Annotated in this window: 15 protein-coding genes; 5 read left to right on the top strand and 10 right to left on the bottom strand. The window is 69.2% G+C overall.

Features of this window, described 5'->3' with window-relative positions:
- Window positions 1–206: 206 nt before the first annotated feature.
- On the bottom strand, window positions 207–401 hold the full coding sequence (locus tag SKC42_RS19665; protein ID WP_330965942.1) for a hypothetical protein: 195 nt from the start codon (window positions 399–401) through the stop codon (window positions 207–209).
- Window positions 402–455: 54 nt separating this feature from the next.
- Between SKC42_RS19665 and SKC42_RS19660 the strand changes: the two genes are divergently transcribed.
- Together SKC42_RS19660 and SKC42_RS19655 are read left to right on the top strand one after the other, a co-directional pair.
- Window positions 456–1736, top strand: a complete 1281-nt coding sequence (locus tag SKC42_RS19660; RefSeq protein ID WP_330965941.1) for an FAD-dependent oxidoreductase — start codon at window positions 456–458, stop codon at window positions 1734–1736.
- 73 nt (window positions 1737–1809) lie between these two features.
- Window positions 1810–3837, top strand: coding sequence for a glycoside hydrolase family 15 protein (locus SKC42_RS19655; RefSeq protein WP_330965940.1), 2028 nt, complete (start codon window positions 1810–1812; stop codon window positions 3835–3837).
- A 76-nt stretch (window positions 3838–3913) separates the two neighbouring features.
- On the opposite strand, the gene SKC42_RS19650 is transcribed toward SKC42_RS19655, so the two are convergent.
- From SKC42_RS19650 to lepA, 3 genes are all read right to left on the bottom strand, one after another.
- The gene (locus SKC42_RS19650) at window positions 3914–4393 is read right to left on the bottom strand and encodes a sensor domain-containing protein (protein ID WP_442932197.1); all 480 of its coding nucleotides are present in this window, start codon (window positions 4391–4393) and stop codon (window positions 3914–3916) included.
- Between the two features lie 472 nt (window positions 4394–4865).
- Window positions 4866–5624, bottom strand: coding sequence for a sensor domain-containing protein (locus SKC42_RS19645; protein ID WP_330965938.1), 759 nt, complete (start codon window positions 5622–5624; stop codon window positions 4866–4868).
- A gap of 2 nt (window positions 5625–5626) precedes the next feature.
- Window positions 5627–7474: a translation elongation factor 4 gene (lepA, locus tag SKC42_RS19640; protein WP_330965963.1), complete on the bottom strand. Its 1848-nt coding sequence runs from the start codon at window positions 7472–7474 to the stop codon at window positions 5627–5629.
- A 138-nt stretch (window positions 7475–7612) separates the two neighbouring features.
- On the opposite strand from lepA, the gene SKC42_RS19635 reads away from it, so the two are divergent.
- Window positions 7613–8215: a type II toxin-antitoxin system PemK/MazF family toxin gene (locus tag SKC42_RS19635; protein WP_330965937.1), complete on the top strand. Its 603-nt coding sequence runs from the start codon at window positions 7613–7615 to the stop codon at window positions 8213–8215.
- Between the two features lie 80 nt (window positions 8216–8295).
- Here SKC42_RS19635 and SKC42_RS19630 read toward each other — a convergent pair whose 3' ends face one another.
- Window positions 8296–8724, bottom strand: coding sequence for a CBS domain-containing protein (locus SKC42_RS19630; RefSeq protein ID WP_330965936.1), 429 nt, complete (start codon window positions 8722–8724; stop codon window positions 8296–8298).
- 124 nt (window positions 8725–8848) lie between these two features.
- On the opposite strand from SKC42_RS19630, the gene SKC42_RS19625 reads away from it, so the two are divergent.
- Window positions 8849–9679, top strand: a complete 831-nt coding sequence (locus SKC42_RS19625; protein WP_330965935.1) for a ribonuclease Z — start codon at window positions 8849–8851, stop codon at window positions 9677–9679.
- Window positions 9680–9796: 117 nt separating this feature from the next.
- Here the strand turns inward: SKC42_RS19625 and SKC42_RS19620 are convergent, their stop codons facing one another.
- From SKC42_RS19620 to SKC42_RS19610, 3 genes are read right to left on the bottom strand one after another with little or no spacing between them, the layout of a single operon-like run.
- Window positions 9797–10636: a transglutaminase family protein gene (locus SKC42_RS19620; RefSeq protein ID WP_330965934.1), complete on the bottom strand. Its 840-nt coding sequence runs from the start codon at window positions 10634–10636 to the stop codon at window positions 9797–9799.
- Window positions 10636–11613, bottom strand: a complete 978-nt coding sequence (locus SKC42_RS19615; protein WP_330965933.1) for an alpha-E domain-containing protein — start codon at window positions 11611–11613, stop codon at window positions 10636–10638. Before SKC42_RS19615 ends, SKC42_RS19620 begins: the two co-directional genes overlap by 1 nt.
- Window positions 11613–13295, bottom strand: a complete 1683-nt coding sequence (locus tag SKC42_RS19610) for a circularly permuted type 2 ATP-grasp protein (protein ID WP_330965932.1) — start codon at window positions 13293–13295, stop codon at window positions 11613–11615. The genes SKC42_RS19615 and SKC42_RS19610 overlap by 1 nt, the downstream gene beginning before the upstream one ends.
- A gap of 164 nt (window positions 13296–13459) precedes the next feature.
- Here SKC42_RS19610 and rpsT point away from each other — a divergent pair, with 164 nt between their 5' ends.
- Window positions 13460–13720, top strand: coding sequence for a 30S ribosomal protein S20 (gene rpsT / locus SKC42_RS19605; protein ID WP_330965931.1), 261 nt, complete (start codon window positions 13460–13462; stop codon window positions 13718–13720).
- Window positions 13721–13735: 15 nt separating this feature from the next.
- Here the strand turns inward: rpsT and holA are convergent, their stop codons facing one another.
- Both holA and SKC42_RS19595 read right to left on the bottom strand, forming a co-directional pair.
- The gene (gene holA / locus SKC42_RS19600) at window positions 13736–14695 is read right to left on the bottom strand and encodes a DNA polymerase III subunit delta (RefSeq protein WP_442932200.1); all 960 of its coding nucleotides are present in this window, start codon (window positions 14693–14695) and stop codon (window positions 13736–13738) included.
- A gap of 30 nt (window positions 14696–14725) precedes the next feature.
- Window positions 14726–16339: a ComEC/Rec2 family competence protein gene (locus SKC42_RS19595; protein ID WP_442932196.1), complete on the bottom strand. Its 1614-nt coding sequence runs from the start codon at window positions 16337–16339 to the stop codon at window positions 14726–14728.
- Window positions 16340–16342 lie beyond the last annotated feature (3 nt).

Below are 16342 nucleotides of genomic sequence, written 5' to 3'. Positions count from 1 at the left end.
GGGTTCGGGAGTCAGCGACAACAGTGCACGAGAACACCGCATTGGAAAAGCGCGGGTGCCAGATGCATGCCGCGAAGCCTAACAAAAAATCGCTGGCCCGCCACCGGGCCTCGCCCCGGCCGGGTCAGTGCGTCACCAGCCAGGTGACGATCACCAGCACCACCAGCGCGACGAGAATCGTCGTCACGTGCGAGCGAGGCATAGCGCTATCCGGCGGTCGCGTCGGCGTGGCGGGCGCGGCGCATCAGCGCGATCCCCTTGCCCAGTAGCCCGTCCAGCCCGGCCGCGGTGAGGTAGGCCACCCCCAACACCACGGGCATCACCACCATGGCCTGCAGGACGAACGCGAGCCCCGAAAGCCACAGCTCGTTGCCGTCCCACCAATTCAGAAACCCGTCCATCAGGCTTAAGCCTATTCGGCCCGGCACCCGAAACCAATGTGCCAGGATCGGCGCATGTCATCGGGGTCTTCCGAATCTCAGGACACGACCTGCCTCGTCGTCGGCGGCGGTCCGGCGGGCGTCATGCTCGGCCTGCTCTTGGCCCGCGCCGGCGTCGACGTCACGGTGATGGAGAAACATGCCGACTTCTTGCGGGACTTCCGCGGGGACACCGTGCACGCGAGCACGCTGCAACTGCTCGACGAACTCGGCCTGGGCGCGCGGTTCGCCGAGATTCCGCATCGCCTGATCAGCACGATCCGGATGGAGGTCCAGAACGGGACGGTCGATCTCGACCTGACCCGGCTGCCCGGATCGCACCAGCACATCGCGCTAGTGCCGCAGTGGGATTTCCTCGAAATGGTGGCCGCCGCCGCCGAGGCCGAGCCGACCTTCCGGCTGCTGCGCAGCACGGAGGTCCTCGGCGTGGTCCGGGACGGCGACCGCGTCGTCGGTGTCACATACCGGGACCACGCCGATCCGGCGGGTCCGATCCGGGAGATGCGGGCGGAGTTGACCGTGGCGTGCGACGGGCGGTCATCGACGGTGCGGTCCGCGATGGGGCTGACGCCGCGCAGCTTCGGCGCCCCTATGGACGTGTGGTGGTTTCGCCTGCCCCGCCGGTCCGACGACCCCAGCGGGCTGGCCGGCGTGCTGCGCGCCGGGCACGCGACGATCATGATCGACCGCGGCGACTACTACCAGATCGCCTACATCATCCCGAAGGGCAGCGACGCCAGGCTTCGGGCCGAAGGAATCGAAGCGCTGCACCGGGCCCTGATCGGCATGGTGCCCTGGATCGCCGACCGCATTGATCAGCTCGCCTCGTTCGACGACGTGAAACTGCTTGACGTGCAGTTGAATCGGCTCTCCCGGTGGTACTCCGACGGCGTGCTGTTCATCGGCGATGCCGCGCATGCGATGTCGCCGGTCGGTGGCGTCGGCATCAACCTGGCGGTCGCCGACGCCGTGGCCACCGCCCGGATACTGGCCGCTCCCCTGCGCTCGGGGCGGGTGTCCACCCGTCAGCTGGCCCGCGTGCAGCTGCGGCGCTGGCTTCCGACGGCGGTTCTGCAGGCGGCGCAACGGATGATCCACGCGAACGTGATCGCGGCAGCGGTGGCCGAAAGCGACCACGGCTCGGGAGCCAATGACTCGCGAAGCGCTCCACGAGCGGTACGGCTGGTGGGCCGGGCGGTGGCATTGCGGCGCCTGGTCGGCTACCTGGTCGCGATCGGCCCCCTCCCCGAGCATGCGCCCGGCTATGCTCGCCGGCCACCCCGGCGCAGCGGGTGATCCAAGACACTGGCGGCGCGCCGCTCGGCGGAAAGCGTGGACGGGGAGCAGGTAAACAGTCGATGATGTCGGGATGGTCCTGCACGCCGAACCCGCCGACCAGCCCGCCGAGCCGGTGGCCGAGCAAGCGTACGAAGCGGCCCTCGCGGCGCCCATCGACTTCAGCGCCCCGGCGCCCTTCTCGGCCACCGGGACCCTGCGCAACCCCTTCCCGCCGATCGCCGACTACGCGTTCCTCTCCGACTGGGAGACCACCTGCCTGATCTCGCCGGCCGGATCCGTGGAATGGATGTGTGTGCCCCGGCCGGACTCACCGAGCGTGTTCGGTTCGATCCTGGACCGCAGCGCCGGCCATTTCCGGCTCGGGCCCTACGGGGTGTCCGTGCCGTCGGCGCGGCGCTACCTGCCCGGCAGCCTGATCATGGAGACCACCTGGCAGACCCACACCGGGTGGCTCATCGTGCGGGACACGCTAGTGATGGGGCCTTGGCATGACGTGGAGCGCCGCTCCCGAACCCACCGGCGCACGCCGATGGACTGGGACGCCGAGCACATCCTGCTGCGGACCGTGCGCTGCGTGAGCGGCACCGTCGAGCTGATGATGAGCTGCGAACCGGCGTTCGACTATCACCGCGTGGGCGCAACCTGGGAATACTCCGCCAACGCGTACGGCGAGGCCATCGCCCGCGCCACCAAGCATCCCGACGCGCACCCCACCCTGCGGCTGACGACCAACCTGCGGATCGGCCTGGAGGGGCGGGAGGCGCGGGCGCGCACCCGGATGAAGGAGGGCGACGACGTCTTCGTCGCGCTCAGCTGGACCAAGCACCCGGCGCCGCAGACCTACCAAGAGGCCGCCGACAAGATGTGGCAGACCACCGAGTGCTGGCGGCAGTGGATCAACATCGGCAACTTCCCCGACCACCCCTGGCGGGCCTACCTGCAGCGCAGCGCCCTCACGCTGAAGGGGTTGACGTATTCGCCGACCGGCGCACTGCTGGCGGCCGCCACCACGTCACTTCCCGAGACGCCGCAGGGCGAGCGCAACTGGGACTACCGCTACGCCTGGGTGCGCGATTCCACGTTCGCCCTTTGGGGCCTGTACACGCTGGGGCTGGACCGCGAGGCCGACGACTTCTTCGCGTTCATCGCCGACGTCTCCGGCGCCAACAACGACGAGCGCCACCCGCTGCAGGTCATGTACGGCGTCGGGGGCGAGCGGAGCCTGGTGGAGGAGGAGCTGCACCACCTGTCCGGCTACGACCACGCGCGGCCGGTTCGCATCGGCAACGGCGCCTACAACCAGGACCAGCACGACATCTGGGGCTCGATCCTGGACTCGTTCTACCTGCACTGCAAGTCGCGCGAGCAGATCCCCGAGAGCCTATGGCCGGTGCTGAAGAAGCAGGTGGAGGAGGCGGTCAAGCATTGGCGCGAGCCCGACCGCGGCATCTGGGAGGTGCGCGGCGAACCGCAGCACTTCACGTCGTCGAAGGTGATGTGCTGGGTGGCGCTCGACCGCGGCGCGAAGCTCGCGCAGCGGCAGGGCGAGAAGAGCTACGCCCAGCAGTGGCGGGCCATCGCCGAGGAGATCAAGGAGGACATCCTCGAGCACGGGGTGGACTCCCGCGGTGTGTTCACGCAGCGCTACGGCAGCGACGCGCTGGACGCCTCGCTGCTGCTGGTCGTGCTGACCAGGTTCCTGCCGCCGGACGACCCGCGGGTGCGTAACACCGTGCTGGCCATCGCCGACGAGCTCACTCAGGACGGTTTGGTGCTGCGCTACCGCGTGGAGGAGACCGACGACGGGTTGACCGGCGAGGAAGGCACCTTCACGATCTGCTCGTTCTGGCTGGTGTCGGCGCTGGTCGAGATCGGCGAGGTGGCGCGCGCCAAGCGGCTGTGTGAGCGGCTGCTGTCCTACGCCAGCCCGCTGCATCTCTACGCCGAGGAGATCGAGCCGCGAACCGGCCGGCAGCTGGGTAACTTCCCGCAGGCGTTCACCCACCTGGCGCTGATCAACGCCGTGGTCCACGTGATTCGCGCCGAAGAGGAGGCCGACGGCTCCGGGGTGTTCCAGCCCGCCAACGCGCCTATGTAGTGGCGATCGCGAGCGCGGCGAAGCCGGGCGAAGCGGGTCGCCACCATCAAACTCCCGTGGCGATCGCGGGCGCGCGTCAGTTCAGGGCGTCGACGTTGTCCATCATGCGTTGCGCGATCTCGGTGGCGCCGGTGTCGGCGCCGCTTTCGCCGTCGCCCGGCGTCGATTGCACCGCGTTGAAGAGGTCCACCTCGACCTCGACGAGGCAATTACCCCGCACGCCGACGGCGCGCTCCTCCGGGATGGAGTCGGAATCGGGATCTTCCGAGTCGAACCCGACCAAGACGGTCGCGCCCAGCACGGTACCTGTCGCGCGCACCTGGGTGATCTTCGCCTTGAGCCGAAACACGCTGTCCTGCAGCGGTTGCGTCTTGCCCTCGCAGGTTTGCCACTGCTTCGAGAAATCGGCGAAGAGCGCGTTGGCCTCGGCGGCCGTGGGCAGGCTGACGATGCCCTCCTTGACGGCGGTCACCGAAGCCGACTTGGCGGCGTGGTGCCACGCTTCCACCGCGACGCCGCGGACATTGCTGGACTGATAGGCAGTCTGCTCGAGCATCCCCGCCACACCGAGGCAGTCGGCCGATGTGGCGGGTCCCGCGGCACGCAGCACCTCGGGGCCGCCGAATCGCGGGGGGGAAGCGGGGATCGAGAACCAAGGATTGCTTGAGCACCCGCGACAGCGGGACGCGTCCGAGCAACGCCCGCTTGAGGGCGGGGCCGGTGAGCGGACGGAGGATCGGCGTGGGCACGGGTTGCGCTTCCCCGCCGACGGTCGCGGTGCAGCCGGCGGTGACGATCGCCACCGTCGGCAACACTGTTAATAACCAACGCTTCTTATGCACTCTTTTGTGTTTCTGCCTGGATTCGCCCCCGTGCCATGGCAACCCGGAGCGCGGCGGCGAATGTCGTTGCTTACTCCGTGATTACCAGGAGTTCACTCTTGCGCGCGAACCAAACACCGTGGGCACAACCAAATTACAGCGGAACTTCAGCAAGGTCCCAGCATCGAATGTGCGGGACCGGCGCCGTCAGCCCAGGGCGCTCACCCTGTCCATCATGGCGCGCGCAACGTCCATCCCGCTGTTGTCCAGCGTGCCCGATCCCGGGTCGGAAGGGCGCCGGTCACCGAAGAACACCACCTCGACCTCGACGATGCAGTTCGACCGGACCCCGATGGCCCGCGCCTGCGGTGTGGGCCGCAGCGGCGGCATGTTGGGCAGCGTGGATGTCGCGGTGTTCGTCGCCGCGATAAAGGAATCCGTGACGCGAACGTCGCTGATGACGTTCGTCGTGCTGATCGGGCCCGTTTGCTCCGTCGTCGTGGTGCCGTTGCACTTCCGCCACTGGTCGGCGAATTGGAGGAACCGCGCCTGGGCGGCCGCGGCGGAGGGCAGCGAGACCACACCCTCCATCACGGTGATCACCTGCGCCGGCTCGCCGTTGTTCCACCACGACTCCGATGCGACATCCCTGACGTCGGCGGAGCTGTAGATGCTGCGCTGCAGCATCGCCGTCACGCCCTGGCAGTCGGCCGGCGACACCACGTCGTCGCGGTGGTACAGCTTCTCCGGCCCGCCGAAGTCTGGTGGGTTGCGCAGGACGAACTGCTGGTTGAGCATTCGCGACAGCGCGACGCCATCGAGCAACACCTGCTTGACCGTCGCGCCGGTGATCGGTTGCGGCTTGATATTCGGCGCCGGCTTCGCGGTGCCGTCCACCACCGAACCGCAGCCCGCCGCCAACGCGGCGACCACCGTCAACGCCGTCACCGCCCCAGCTCCGCGCACGATTATTTCTTGCCCTTGTCCCCGGCCGCGTCGGTCGACAACGCTGCGACGAACGCTTCCTGCGGCACATCGACCCGCCCGATGGTCTTCATCCGCTTCTTGCCTTCCTTCTGCTTTTCCAGCAGCTTGCGCTTCCGGGTGATGTCACCGCCGTAGCACTTCGACAGCACGTCCTTGCGGATCGCGCGAATGTTCTCGCGCGCAATGATTTTCGATCCGATCGCGGCTTGCACTGGAACCTCGAACTGCTGGCGCGGGATGAGTTCCTTGAGCTTGGTGGTCATCTTGTTGCCATAGGCCGACGCGCCGTCCTTGTGCACGATCGCGCTGAACGCGTCGACGGCCTCGCCCTGCAGCAGGATGTCGACCTTGACCAGGTCGGCCTCCTGCTCACCGGCCTCCTCGTAGTCGAGGCTGGCGTAGCCGCGGGTCCGGGACTTCAGCGAGTCGAAGAAGTCGAAGATGATCTCCCCGAGCGGCATCGTGTAGCGCAGTTCCACCCGTTCGGGCGACAGGTAGTCCATGCCGCCCAGTTCGCCGCGGCGCGACTGACACAATTCCATGATGGTGCCGATGAATTCGCTCGGCGCGATGACGGTGACCTTGACCACAGGCTCGTACACCGAGCGCACCTTGCCCTCCGGCCAGTCCGACGGATTGGTCACCACGATCTCGGTGCCGTCCTCCTTGATGACTCGGTAGACGACGTTCGGCGACGTCGAGATGAGGTCCAGGTCGAATTCGCGTTCCAGCCGCTCGCGGGTGATCTCCATGTGCAGCAAACCCAGGAAGCCGCAACGGAATCCGAAGCCCAACGCCACCGAGGTTTCCGGTTCGTAGGTCAGGGCCGCGTCGTTGAGCTGAAGCTTGTCCAGGGCGTCGCGCAGGTCCGGATAGTCCGAGCCGTCCACGGGATAGAGGCCCGAGTAGACCATCGGCTTGGGCTCGCGGTAGCCGGTCAGCGCCTCCTTGGCGCCGTTGCGGGCCGTCGTCACGGTGTCGCCCACCTTGGATTGGCGGACGTCCTTGACGCCGGTGATCAGGTAGCCCACCTCCCCCACGCCGAGGCCTTCGCTTGGCTTCGGCTCGGGAGAGACGATGCCGACCTCCAGCAGCTCGTGCGTGGCGCCGGTCGACATCATCAGGATGCGCTCGCGCGGAACGATCTTGCCGTCCACCACGCGGACATAGGTCACCACGCCCCGGTAGATGTCGTAGACGGAGTCGAAGATCATCGCGCGGGTCGGGGCGTCGGCGTCGCCCTGCGGTGGCGGGACCTGGCGCACCACCTCGTCGAGCAATTCGCTCACGCCCTCACCGGTTTTGCCGGAGACCCGCAGCACGTCGTCGGGCTCGCAGCCGATGATGTGGGCGATCTCGCCCGCGTAACGGTCCGGGTCGGCGGCCGGCAGGTCGATCTTGTTGAGCACCGGGATGATGGTCAGGTCGCGATCGAGCGCCAGGTAGAGATTGGCCAGCGTCTGCGCCTCGATGCCCTGAGCGGCGTCGACCAGCAGGATCGCCCCTTCGCACGCCTCCAGCGCGCGCGACACCTCGTAGGTGAAGTCGACGTGGCCCGGGGTGTCGATGAGGTGCAGAACATACTCTTTGTCGCCGGCCTTCCAGGGCAGCCGCACGTTCTGCGCCTTGATGGTGATGCCGCGCTCGCGCTCGATGTCCATCCGGTCCAGGTACTGGGCGCGCATGGAACGCTCGTCGACGACGCCGGTGAGCTGGAGCATCCGGTCGGCCAGCGTGGACTTGCCGTGGTCGATGTGAGCGATGATGCAGAAATTCCTGATCTGCGCCGGCGCGGTGAAGGTCTTGTCGGCGAAACTGCTGATGGGAATCTCCTGGTCTACTGATGCTCGAGGGCGCCCGGGCCTGCGCCTTCCGGCGACTCGTGGGCATGTCCAGGGTAACTACCCCGCCGCCGCAACACACTCGGACACGATCTCCCCCACTCGCTCACGTTCTATGCTGCGAATATGGCGTCTGCCAAGAAATCACAGTGGAAGACGTTTCGGCGGTTTGCGGAGAACCTGGTCGTCACGGGGGCCCCGCGGCTGGTTCGGCATCTGGAGAATTCGCAGACCGTGCTGCGCGAGCTGCAGCAGGCCGTGAAGATCACCGCGAACGTCATCGCCGCGGCCACACCGCAGCCGCCCGCCGCCGTCACCGCGGGTCGGCCGGTGACCAGCGCCAGCTTCCCCACGGCGCAGCGGGCGCGCAAGCTGGTCTACGCGCCCGACCTCGACGGCCAGGCCGATCCCGGGGAGGTCGTCTGGACCTGGGTGGTCTACGAGGACGACCCGACCCGCGGCAAGGACCGTCCGGTGCTGGTCGTGGGCCGCGACCGCAGCGCATTGCTGGGCCTGATGATGTCGAGCCAGGAGCGCCACGCCGCCGACCCGAACTGGGTGGGGATCGGCTCCGGGGACTGGGATTGCGAGGGCAGGGAGAGCTGGGTGCGGCTGGACCGGGTGCTCGACGTGCCCGAGGAGGGCATCCGCCGCGAGGGCGCGATCATGGCGCGCGAGGTCTTCGACGTGGTGGCCGCCCGGCTGCGCGCCGAGTACTCCTGGCGCTAGTTCTTCGCCCAGCGTGTAACCACGGCGACAAAACGGCCGGATTTTCGCCCTGAGTGCACGCTCGGCGACCGTGCGCCCGGTCAGCCCTGCGTGATGTAGGAGTGCAGCTGCTGCTGCTCGGCCTCGAGCTCTTCCATCCGGGTCTTCACCACGTCGCCAATGCTGACGATGCCGATCAGCTGCTTGCCCTCGAGCACCGGCACGTGGCGCACCCGGTTGTTGGTCATCAGCGCGCTGAGCGAGTCGACGGTGTCGGACTTCGTGCAGGTGGCGACCGTGGCGGTCATGATCTGCGACACCGGGCGGGCCAGCACGTCGGGGCCCTGCGCGTGCAGTTGGCGCACGACATCGCGCTCGGAGACCATGCCGACGACCCCGCCGTCACCGACCACGACCATCGCCCCGATGTTCCGCTCGGCCAGACCGGCGAGCAGGTCCCGGACGGGGGCGTCCGGGGTGATCGTCGCCACCGCCCCACCCTTGTTCCGCAAGACGTCTGCGATACGCATCGGGGCCTCCCGCCGGTTGTGATCCGCTTCACACAGGCTACGGCTATCTGGCCCTGCGGAAAAGCCGCTGGAAGAACCGTGTCGATCCGCGCACCGCAGCCCGGTTGATTGCGAGGATGGCGCCATGATCGAAATCACCCTGCTCGGAACCGGTAGTCCCATTCCCGACCCGAACCGCGCCGGGCCGTCGACCCTGGTCCGCGCCGGCGGCCAGGTGTTCCTGGTCGATTGCGGGCGCGGGGTGTTGCAACGCGCGGCGGCGATCGGTGTCGGGGCCGCCGGGCTGTCGGCGTTGCTGCTCACCCACTTGCACAGCGACCACATCGGCGACCTCGGCGACCTCCTCATCACGCGGTGGATCAGCACCTTCGCGCCGGATCCCGCGCCGCTGCCGATCATCGGGCCGCCCGGCACCGCCGAGACCGTCGAGGCGACGCTCAAGGCGTTCGGCCACGACATCGGCTACCGGATCGCCCACCACGCCGACCTGAACGAACCGCCCGCGGTCGAGGTGCACGAACACACCGAGGGACCGGTGTGGGACCGCGACGGCGTCACCATCCGAGTGGCGCCGACCGACCACCGGCCGGTGACGCCGACCATCGGCTTCCGCATCGAGGCCGACGGCACCTCGGTGGTGCTGGCCGGCGACACCGTGCCCTGCGCCGGCCTGGACGCGCTCGCGAGCGGCGCGGACGCGCTGGTGCACACCGTGATCCGCAAGGACATCCTCGGCAACATTCCGCAGCAGCGCGTGCGCGACGTCTGCGACTACCACTCGTCAGTGCAGGAAGCGGCCGCGACGGCGGCGCGCGCGGGGGTGGGCACGTTGGTGATGACGCACTACGTGCCGGCCCTGGTGCCGGGCCAGGAGGAGCAGTGGCGGACCCTGGCCGCCTCCGAATTCGGCGGGCGAATCGAACTGGGCGACGACTTGCACCGCGTCGAGGTGTAGATCGCCGCTAGGCATACTGCGGCGACCCGCCTCGCGCGGCTACGCCGCGCTCGCGATCGCCGCTAGGCATACTGCGGCGACCCGCCTCGCGCGGCTACGCCGCGCTCGCGATCGCCGCTAGGCCAGCCGGGTGACCTCCACCACGACGTCGAGGTCGGTCGCGCCCTCACCCGAGTAGATCCCCTTCAGCGGGGACACGTCGGTGTAGTCGCGGCCGGCGCCCACGCTCACGTACTGTTCGCTGATCGGGGCGTTGTTGGTGGGGTCGTAGGCCCACCAACCGCCGGTCCAGACCTCGATCCAGGCGTGGCTGCGCCCGTCGACGGTCTCCCCGACGACGGCGTCCCGCTTCGGGTACAGGTAACCCGAGACGTAACGCGCGGGAATCCCCATGCCGCGCAACAACATCAGCGACAGGTGCACGAAGTCCTGGCAGACACCCTTGCCCTCGTTTAGGGCGTCCAGCCCCGACGAGGCCACGCTGGTGGTGCCGGGCAGGTAGTCCAGCTGCTCGCGCACCCAGCCGGCCGCCGCGACGACGGCTTCGGACGGCGTATGGGACTTGGCGATCTTCTTGCCCACCGACGCCACCCGTTTGCTCGCGGGCGTGTGCTCGGTGGGGCGCAGCAGCTCGTCGAACCGGTCGATCACGGCCTCGGTCCGCAGATCGCTCCAGGTCACCTCGGCGTCGGGCCCCTCCGGCTCCTCGGTCTCAACCACCGACGACGACGTGACGGTGAGGTCGGTGTGCGGGGCGTGCAGGTCGAACGCGGTGACGGCGGTGCCCCAGTAGTCGATGTAGCGGTAGGAGCGGGTCGCGGGAATGGTCTCGACGCGGTTGAGAATGACGTTCTGCCGGGTGTTCGACCGCGGGGTCAACCGGGCCTCGTTGTACGAAGCCGTCACCGGCGACTGGTAGGCATAACCGGTGGTGTGCACGATCCGCAGCCGCCACATCAGCCGTCCCCCTGCCGGGTAACCAGCCGGCCGCGTTGGCCGGCATCCGACCACGCTACCCAAGGGGTGACGTGGAAGTACTGCAGCGACAACGCCTCACCGACATCGCGGCAGGTCCGCTGCAGGTCGGCCAGGCGAGTCTCCAACGACTCGAGCAGCACACCAGGTTCCACGAACTCCAGCTCGCTGCGCGCCCGGCCGAGCAGGCGCTGCGCCTCCGCGGTGGACCCGACGCGGCTCTGCGGACTGTGCAGCAGCTCGTCGAGGCTGTGTTCGGCCAGCTTGAGCGAGTAGAACACCGACCGCGGGAACAGCCGGTCCAACAGCATGAACTCGACCACCCGGGCCGCGTCGAGCACACCCCGGTAGGTCCGCAGGTACGTGTCGTGCGCTCCCGCCGAGCGCAGCAGCGTCACCCACGCCGGCGACGACGCGCTGTCCCCCACCCGGGACAGCAGCAGCCGCACCGTCATGTCGACCCGTTCGATGGCGCGGCCCAGCACCATGAAGCGGTACCCGTCGTCGCGCGACAGCGTCGAGTCGGCGAGCCCGGCGAACATCGCGGCCCGGCCCTCGATATAGGACAAAAACTCGTGCGGGCCAAGGCGTTTGGCAGCGCGCCAGCGTTCCGGCAGGGCGTTGTAGGTGGTGTTGAGGCATTCCCAGATCTCGCTGGACGTGACCTCCCGCGCCGACTTCGCGTTCTCCCGGGCCGCCGTTACCGCGTCGACGATCGAACAGCCGCCGGTCGTGTTCGTGCCGAAGGCCACCAAGTCGGTCAACGACCACACGTCCAGGTCGTGATCGGGCGGCTCGATGCCGAGCACCCGCAGCAGGAGCCGCGACGCCTGGTCGGGGTCGACGCTGGAGTCCTCCAGCAGTTGGTGCAGTGCCACGTCGAGGATCCGCGCGGTGTCGTCGGCGCGCTCCACGTAGCGGCCGATCCAGTACAGCGCCTCGGCGTTGCGGGCCAGCATCAGGGGACCGTCCTTTGCTGCTGCTGTTGCTGGGTCTGTTCGTGCTGCGGCGGGTCGGTGGGCTGCGCCGGCTGCTGCGCCAGCCGTGGGGCGCCGTCCAGCGCCGGGTCGGGCATGGACTTCGGCAGCGACCGCACCACCTCGGCGGCGCCCAGCTCGCGGTCGCCGCCGGTCGCCCGCGGCGCCAGCACCCAGGTGTCCTTGGACCCACCGCCCTGGCTGGAGTTGACCACCCGCGAGCCCTCGACCAGCGCCACCCGCGTCAACCCGCCCGGCAGCACCCACACGTCGTCGCCGTCGTTGACCGCGAACGGCCGCAGGTCGACGTAGCGCGGCGCCAGTGCGCTGCCGACCTGCGTCGGGACGGTCGACAGCTCCATCATCGGCTGGGCGATCCAGCTGCGCGGGTCGTCGCGGATCTTCTTGGCGACGGTGGCCAGCTCCTTCTCGGAGGCGTCCGGGCCGAACACTATGCCGTAGCCGCCGGAGCCCTCGACGGGCTTGAGCACCAGCTCGTCGATGCGGTCCAGCACCTCTTCGCGTTCGTCGTCCAGCCAGCACCGGTAGGTCTCCACGTTGGCCAGCAGCGGCTTCTCGCCGAGGTAGTACTCGATCATGGTTGGCACGTAGGTGTAGACCAGCTTGTCGTCGCCGACCCCGTTACCGATCGCGCTGGAGATCACCACGTTGCCCGCGCGGGCGGCGTTGACCAGGCCCGCCACCCCCAGGACCGAATCGGCCCGGAACTGCAGCGGATCCAGGAAGACGTCGTCGATGCGCCGGTAGATGACGTCGACCTGGCGCTCGCCCTCCGTGGTGCGCATATAGACCTGGTTGTCGCGGCAGAACAGGTCCCGCCCCTCGACCAGCTCCACGCCCATCTGCCGGGCCAGCAGCGAATGCTCGAAGTACGCCGAGTTGTAGACGCCGGGGGTCAGCACCACCACGGTCGGGTCGGCCTCGTTGGTGGCCGCGGAGTTGCGCAGCGCGCGCAACAGGTGCGACGAGTAGTCATCGACCGCACGCACCCGGTGGATCGCGAACAGATTCGGGAACACCCGAGCCATGGTGCGGCGGTTCTCCATGACGTAGGACACCCCCGACGGCGACCTCAGGTTGTCCTCGAGGACCCGGAAGTTGCCCTTCTCGTCGCGGATCAGGTCGATGCCGGCGACGTGGATTCGCACCCCGTTGGGCGGGACGATCCCGACGGCCTGCCGGTGGAAGTGCTCGCACGAGGTCACCAGCCGCCGCGGGATGACGCCGTCGTTGAGGATCTCCTGGTCGCCGTAGATGTCGTCGAGGTACAGCTCGAGGGCCTTGACGCGCTGGATGATACCGCGCTCGAGCTTGCTCCACTCCGGGCCCGAAATCACCCGCGGCACGAGGTCGAGAGGGAACGGGCGCTCCTGGCCGGACAGGGAGAACGTGATGCCCTGATCGAAGAAGGCGCGGGCCAGAGCTTCGGCGCGGGCCTTGAGCTCGGAGGCGTCCGACGGCGCCAGCTCCGCGTAAATCCCCTTGTAGGGGCCGCGGACCTCGCCGTGGGCGTCGAACATCTCGTCGAAGGCCTTCGAATACACCTCCGCGTAGGCGTCCGACGCGGTATACCCGCCGAAAATGCGCTCGGAACGGGGCGCGGGCAACCCTCTGGTCTCCTTCAGCTCGTTTGTAACACTCACTTGTCAGATGCTGCCTCAAACCGAGGTTACGGCTGGCTGTGGGTCTCCATTTTGGGAGAAAACGTAACCGACTGCTAACCTGGGCAGTCGCCGTCGGGATAGAGGCGACTCTGACATGCACCGACTCCGGCAGACACCAACGACTTAACGAAGGAACGACACGCGTGGCCAACATCAAGTCGCAGCAGAAGCGCAATCGCACCAATGAGCGCGCCCGCCTGCGCAACAAGTCGGTGAAGTCGTCGCTGCGCACGGCCGTACGCGCTTTCCGCGAGGCCGCCCACGCCGGCGAGAAGGACAAGGCCGCGGAGCTGCTGCTGGTGACCAACCGCAAGCTCGACAAGGCGGCCAGCAAGGGCGTGATTCACAAGAACCAGGCGGCCAACAAGAAGTCCGCGCTGGCGCGCGCCCTCAACAAGATCTGACCTCGGCCGCGTTCTTCAGCGGGACCGGTTGGCGGCCAGCTCCGCGACGGTCCGCACCGCGGATTCCATTGCATAGTCGGCGTCGGCCACGGCGCCTTTGACGTTGGCGTTCAGCGCCGCGACCACCTGCATCGCCGTCGCCACCGATTCGCGCGACCAGCGCCGCCCCTGCTTCTGCGCCTTCTGCACCCGCCAGGGCGGCATTCCCAGCTGCGCCGCCAGGCGATAGGGATCGCCCGAGAGCGGACCCACCCGGCCGATCGAATGGACCGCCTCGGCCAGCGCATCCGCCAGCACCACCAGCGGCTCCCCCCGCATCATCGCCCAGCGCAGCGCCTCGACGGCGCCCTCGACGTCCCCGGTTACGGCCTTGTCCGCGATGTCGAAGCCCTTCACTTCGGCCTTGCCGCTGTGGTAGCGGCGTACGGCCGCGGCGTCCACGGCACCGGCGGTGTCGGCGACCAGTTGCGAGCAGGCCGAGGCAAGTTCGCGCACGTCCGAGCCGACGGCGTCCAGCAGGGCGGTGACCGTCTCCTCGTCGACCTTGACGCGCAGCGCGCGGAACTCCTTGCGGATGAAGTCGACCCGCTCGCTCAGCTTGGTGATCTTGGCGCAGGGATGCACGATCGCACCGAGCGACTGCAGCTCGGTGGCCAGCGCCTTGGCGCGCCCGCCGCCCGAGTGCACGACCACCAGCGTGGTGCCCGCAGTCAGATCGGCGGCGGCCGACGTGATCATGGCCGCCGTCTCCTTGCCCGCTTCGCCGGCCGCCTCCAGCACGACGACGCGCTCGTCGGCGAACAACGACGGGCTCAGCAGCTCGGCGAGCTCGTAGGTGCCCACGTCACCGGCCCGCATCCGGTTGACCGGAATGTCCACGTCGTTCGGGGCTTTGGCCCGCTTGCGGGCCACCCGCAGCACCTCGGCCACGGCGCGCTCGACCAGCAATTCCTCGTCGCCGAGGACAAGGTGCAACGGCGAATCCTCGCTCATCCCACGATGGTGTCACGACCGACCGACGGCCCCGCCGGACGGATCCCACTGTTCGCAGAGCAGCCAGGCCAGCGCCCATAGGCCAAAGGCGATCAGCGTGACGCGGCCGGTCGCCCGGAACCAGCGCCATCGCCACAGCAGGACCGCCGACACCGCGACGGCCCCGACCACCAGCGTGCCTGGCACACCGGCCGGAACCGGGACGGTCGCCGCCGGTATGCCCGCCGCCGACCGCGCCACGCGCAGGACCCACCACACCTCGGGGCCGGTGAACCGGATGAGCAGCTCCGCGGCCGGACGCCACACCACACACGCGACGGCCGCCGCGCTGCCCAGCACGGTGATTGGCGCTATCACCGGGGCGACCAACAGGTTGGCGCCCACCGCGACCAGGCTGACCCGACCGGAGATGCCGGCCACCAGCGGGGCGGTCACCACGTGCGCGGCCCAAGCGACCGCGAACGCGTCCGCCAGCGGCTTGGGCCACCCGCGACTGACCAGGCGCCGCGACCACACCGGGGCCGCGACAACCAGTGCAGCCGTCGCCAACACGGACAGCGCGAAGCCCACGTCGACGGCCAGGTGCGGGGCGACGGCCAGCAGCACGAGGACCGTCGCCGACAGCGCCGGGATCGCTTGGCGCCGGCGGGACGAAAGGATCGCCGCCAGCGCGATGACGCCCATGACGGCCGCCCGCAGCACGCTCGCGGTCGGCTGGACGACGACAACGAATGCCGCCAGCGCCATGGCGGCGAGCGCGACGGCCGCCCTGGGACCGATCAGCCGCGCCGAGAACAGCACCGCGGCGCACACGATCGTGACGTTGGCCCCCGATACCGCGGTCAGATGGGTCATGCCCGCCGCGCGGAACGCGCGGCCTGTTTCGGCGCTCACGGCCGAGGTGTCGCCGAGAACCAGGGCGGGCAGCATCGCGGCCTGGTCGGCGGGCAGGACGGCCCGGACCGCGGCGGCGAACCGGCCGCGCACGGTCTGGGCGGCGCGTTGCGCCGCGCCCGCGGTGCCGGCGGTCGGCCGGCCGGTGGCGGTGAGCACCGCGATCGTCAGATCGTGGCGGAGCGGACGGCCGATGCGCGCCGTGAACCGGACCGGCCGGCCGGGCAGCACCGGTCCAGCCTGAGGGCCGTCCTTCGGGTCGTCTTGGACGGTGAACTCCGAGGCACGCGCGAACACGACGACGCGACCGGACAGCTCGTCGTCGCCGACGCGCCGCAGGTTGGCCCGGAACATCAGCCGGCCACCCCCGAGCGGCACAGCGCTCTCGGTGGGCGTGACCGTCACCGGGGCCGCCCTGCCGTAGGCGGCGGTGATCGGGTGGTGACCGACCGCGTCGGCGCGCAGCGCGATCGCGAACCCGTAGCCCGCGCCGACCACGCCGACCACCGCCAGTCCGGCGCTCACCGCGCGGAGGCGCTCGCCCCGGTAGGGGCGGCGCGCCACGCGCCAGGCCAGCGCGGCGGAACCGGCCGCCAGGCCGACACAACACAGCGCCGCGCCCCGGCCGACCGGCCAGCAGATCCCGGCGGCGGTCACCACCCAACACGCGAGCGCGGCCGGTACGAGCCGCACGTCGACCTTGGCGGGTGCCGGCTCGGCGGCGGGAAGCACGCG

It is taken from the genome of Mycobacterium sp. 050134 (assembly GCF_036409085.1).
Lineage (GTDB): Bacteria > Actinomycetota > Actinomycetes > Mycobacteriales > Mycobacteriaceae > Mycobacterium.
Note: the sequence above shows the minus strand (reverse complement) of the source record. Positions and strands in the feature narration are given on the sequence as shown.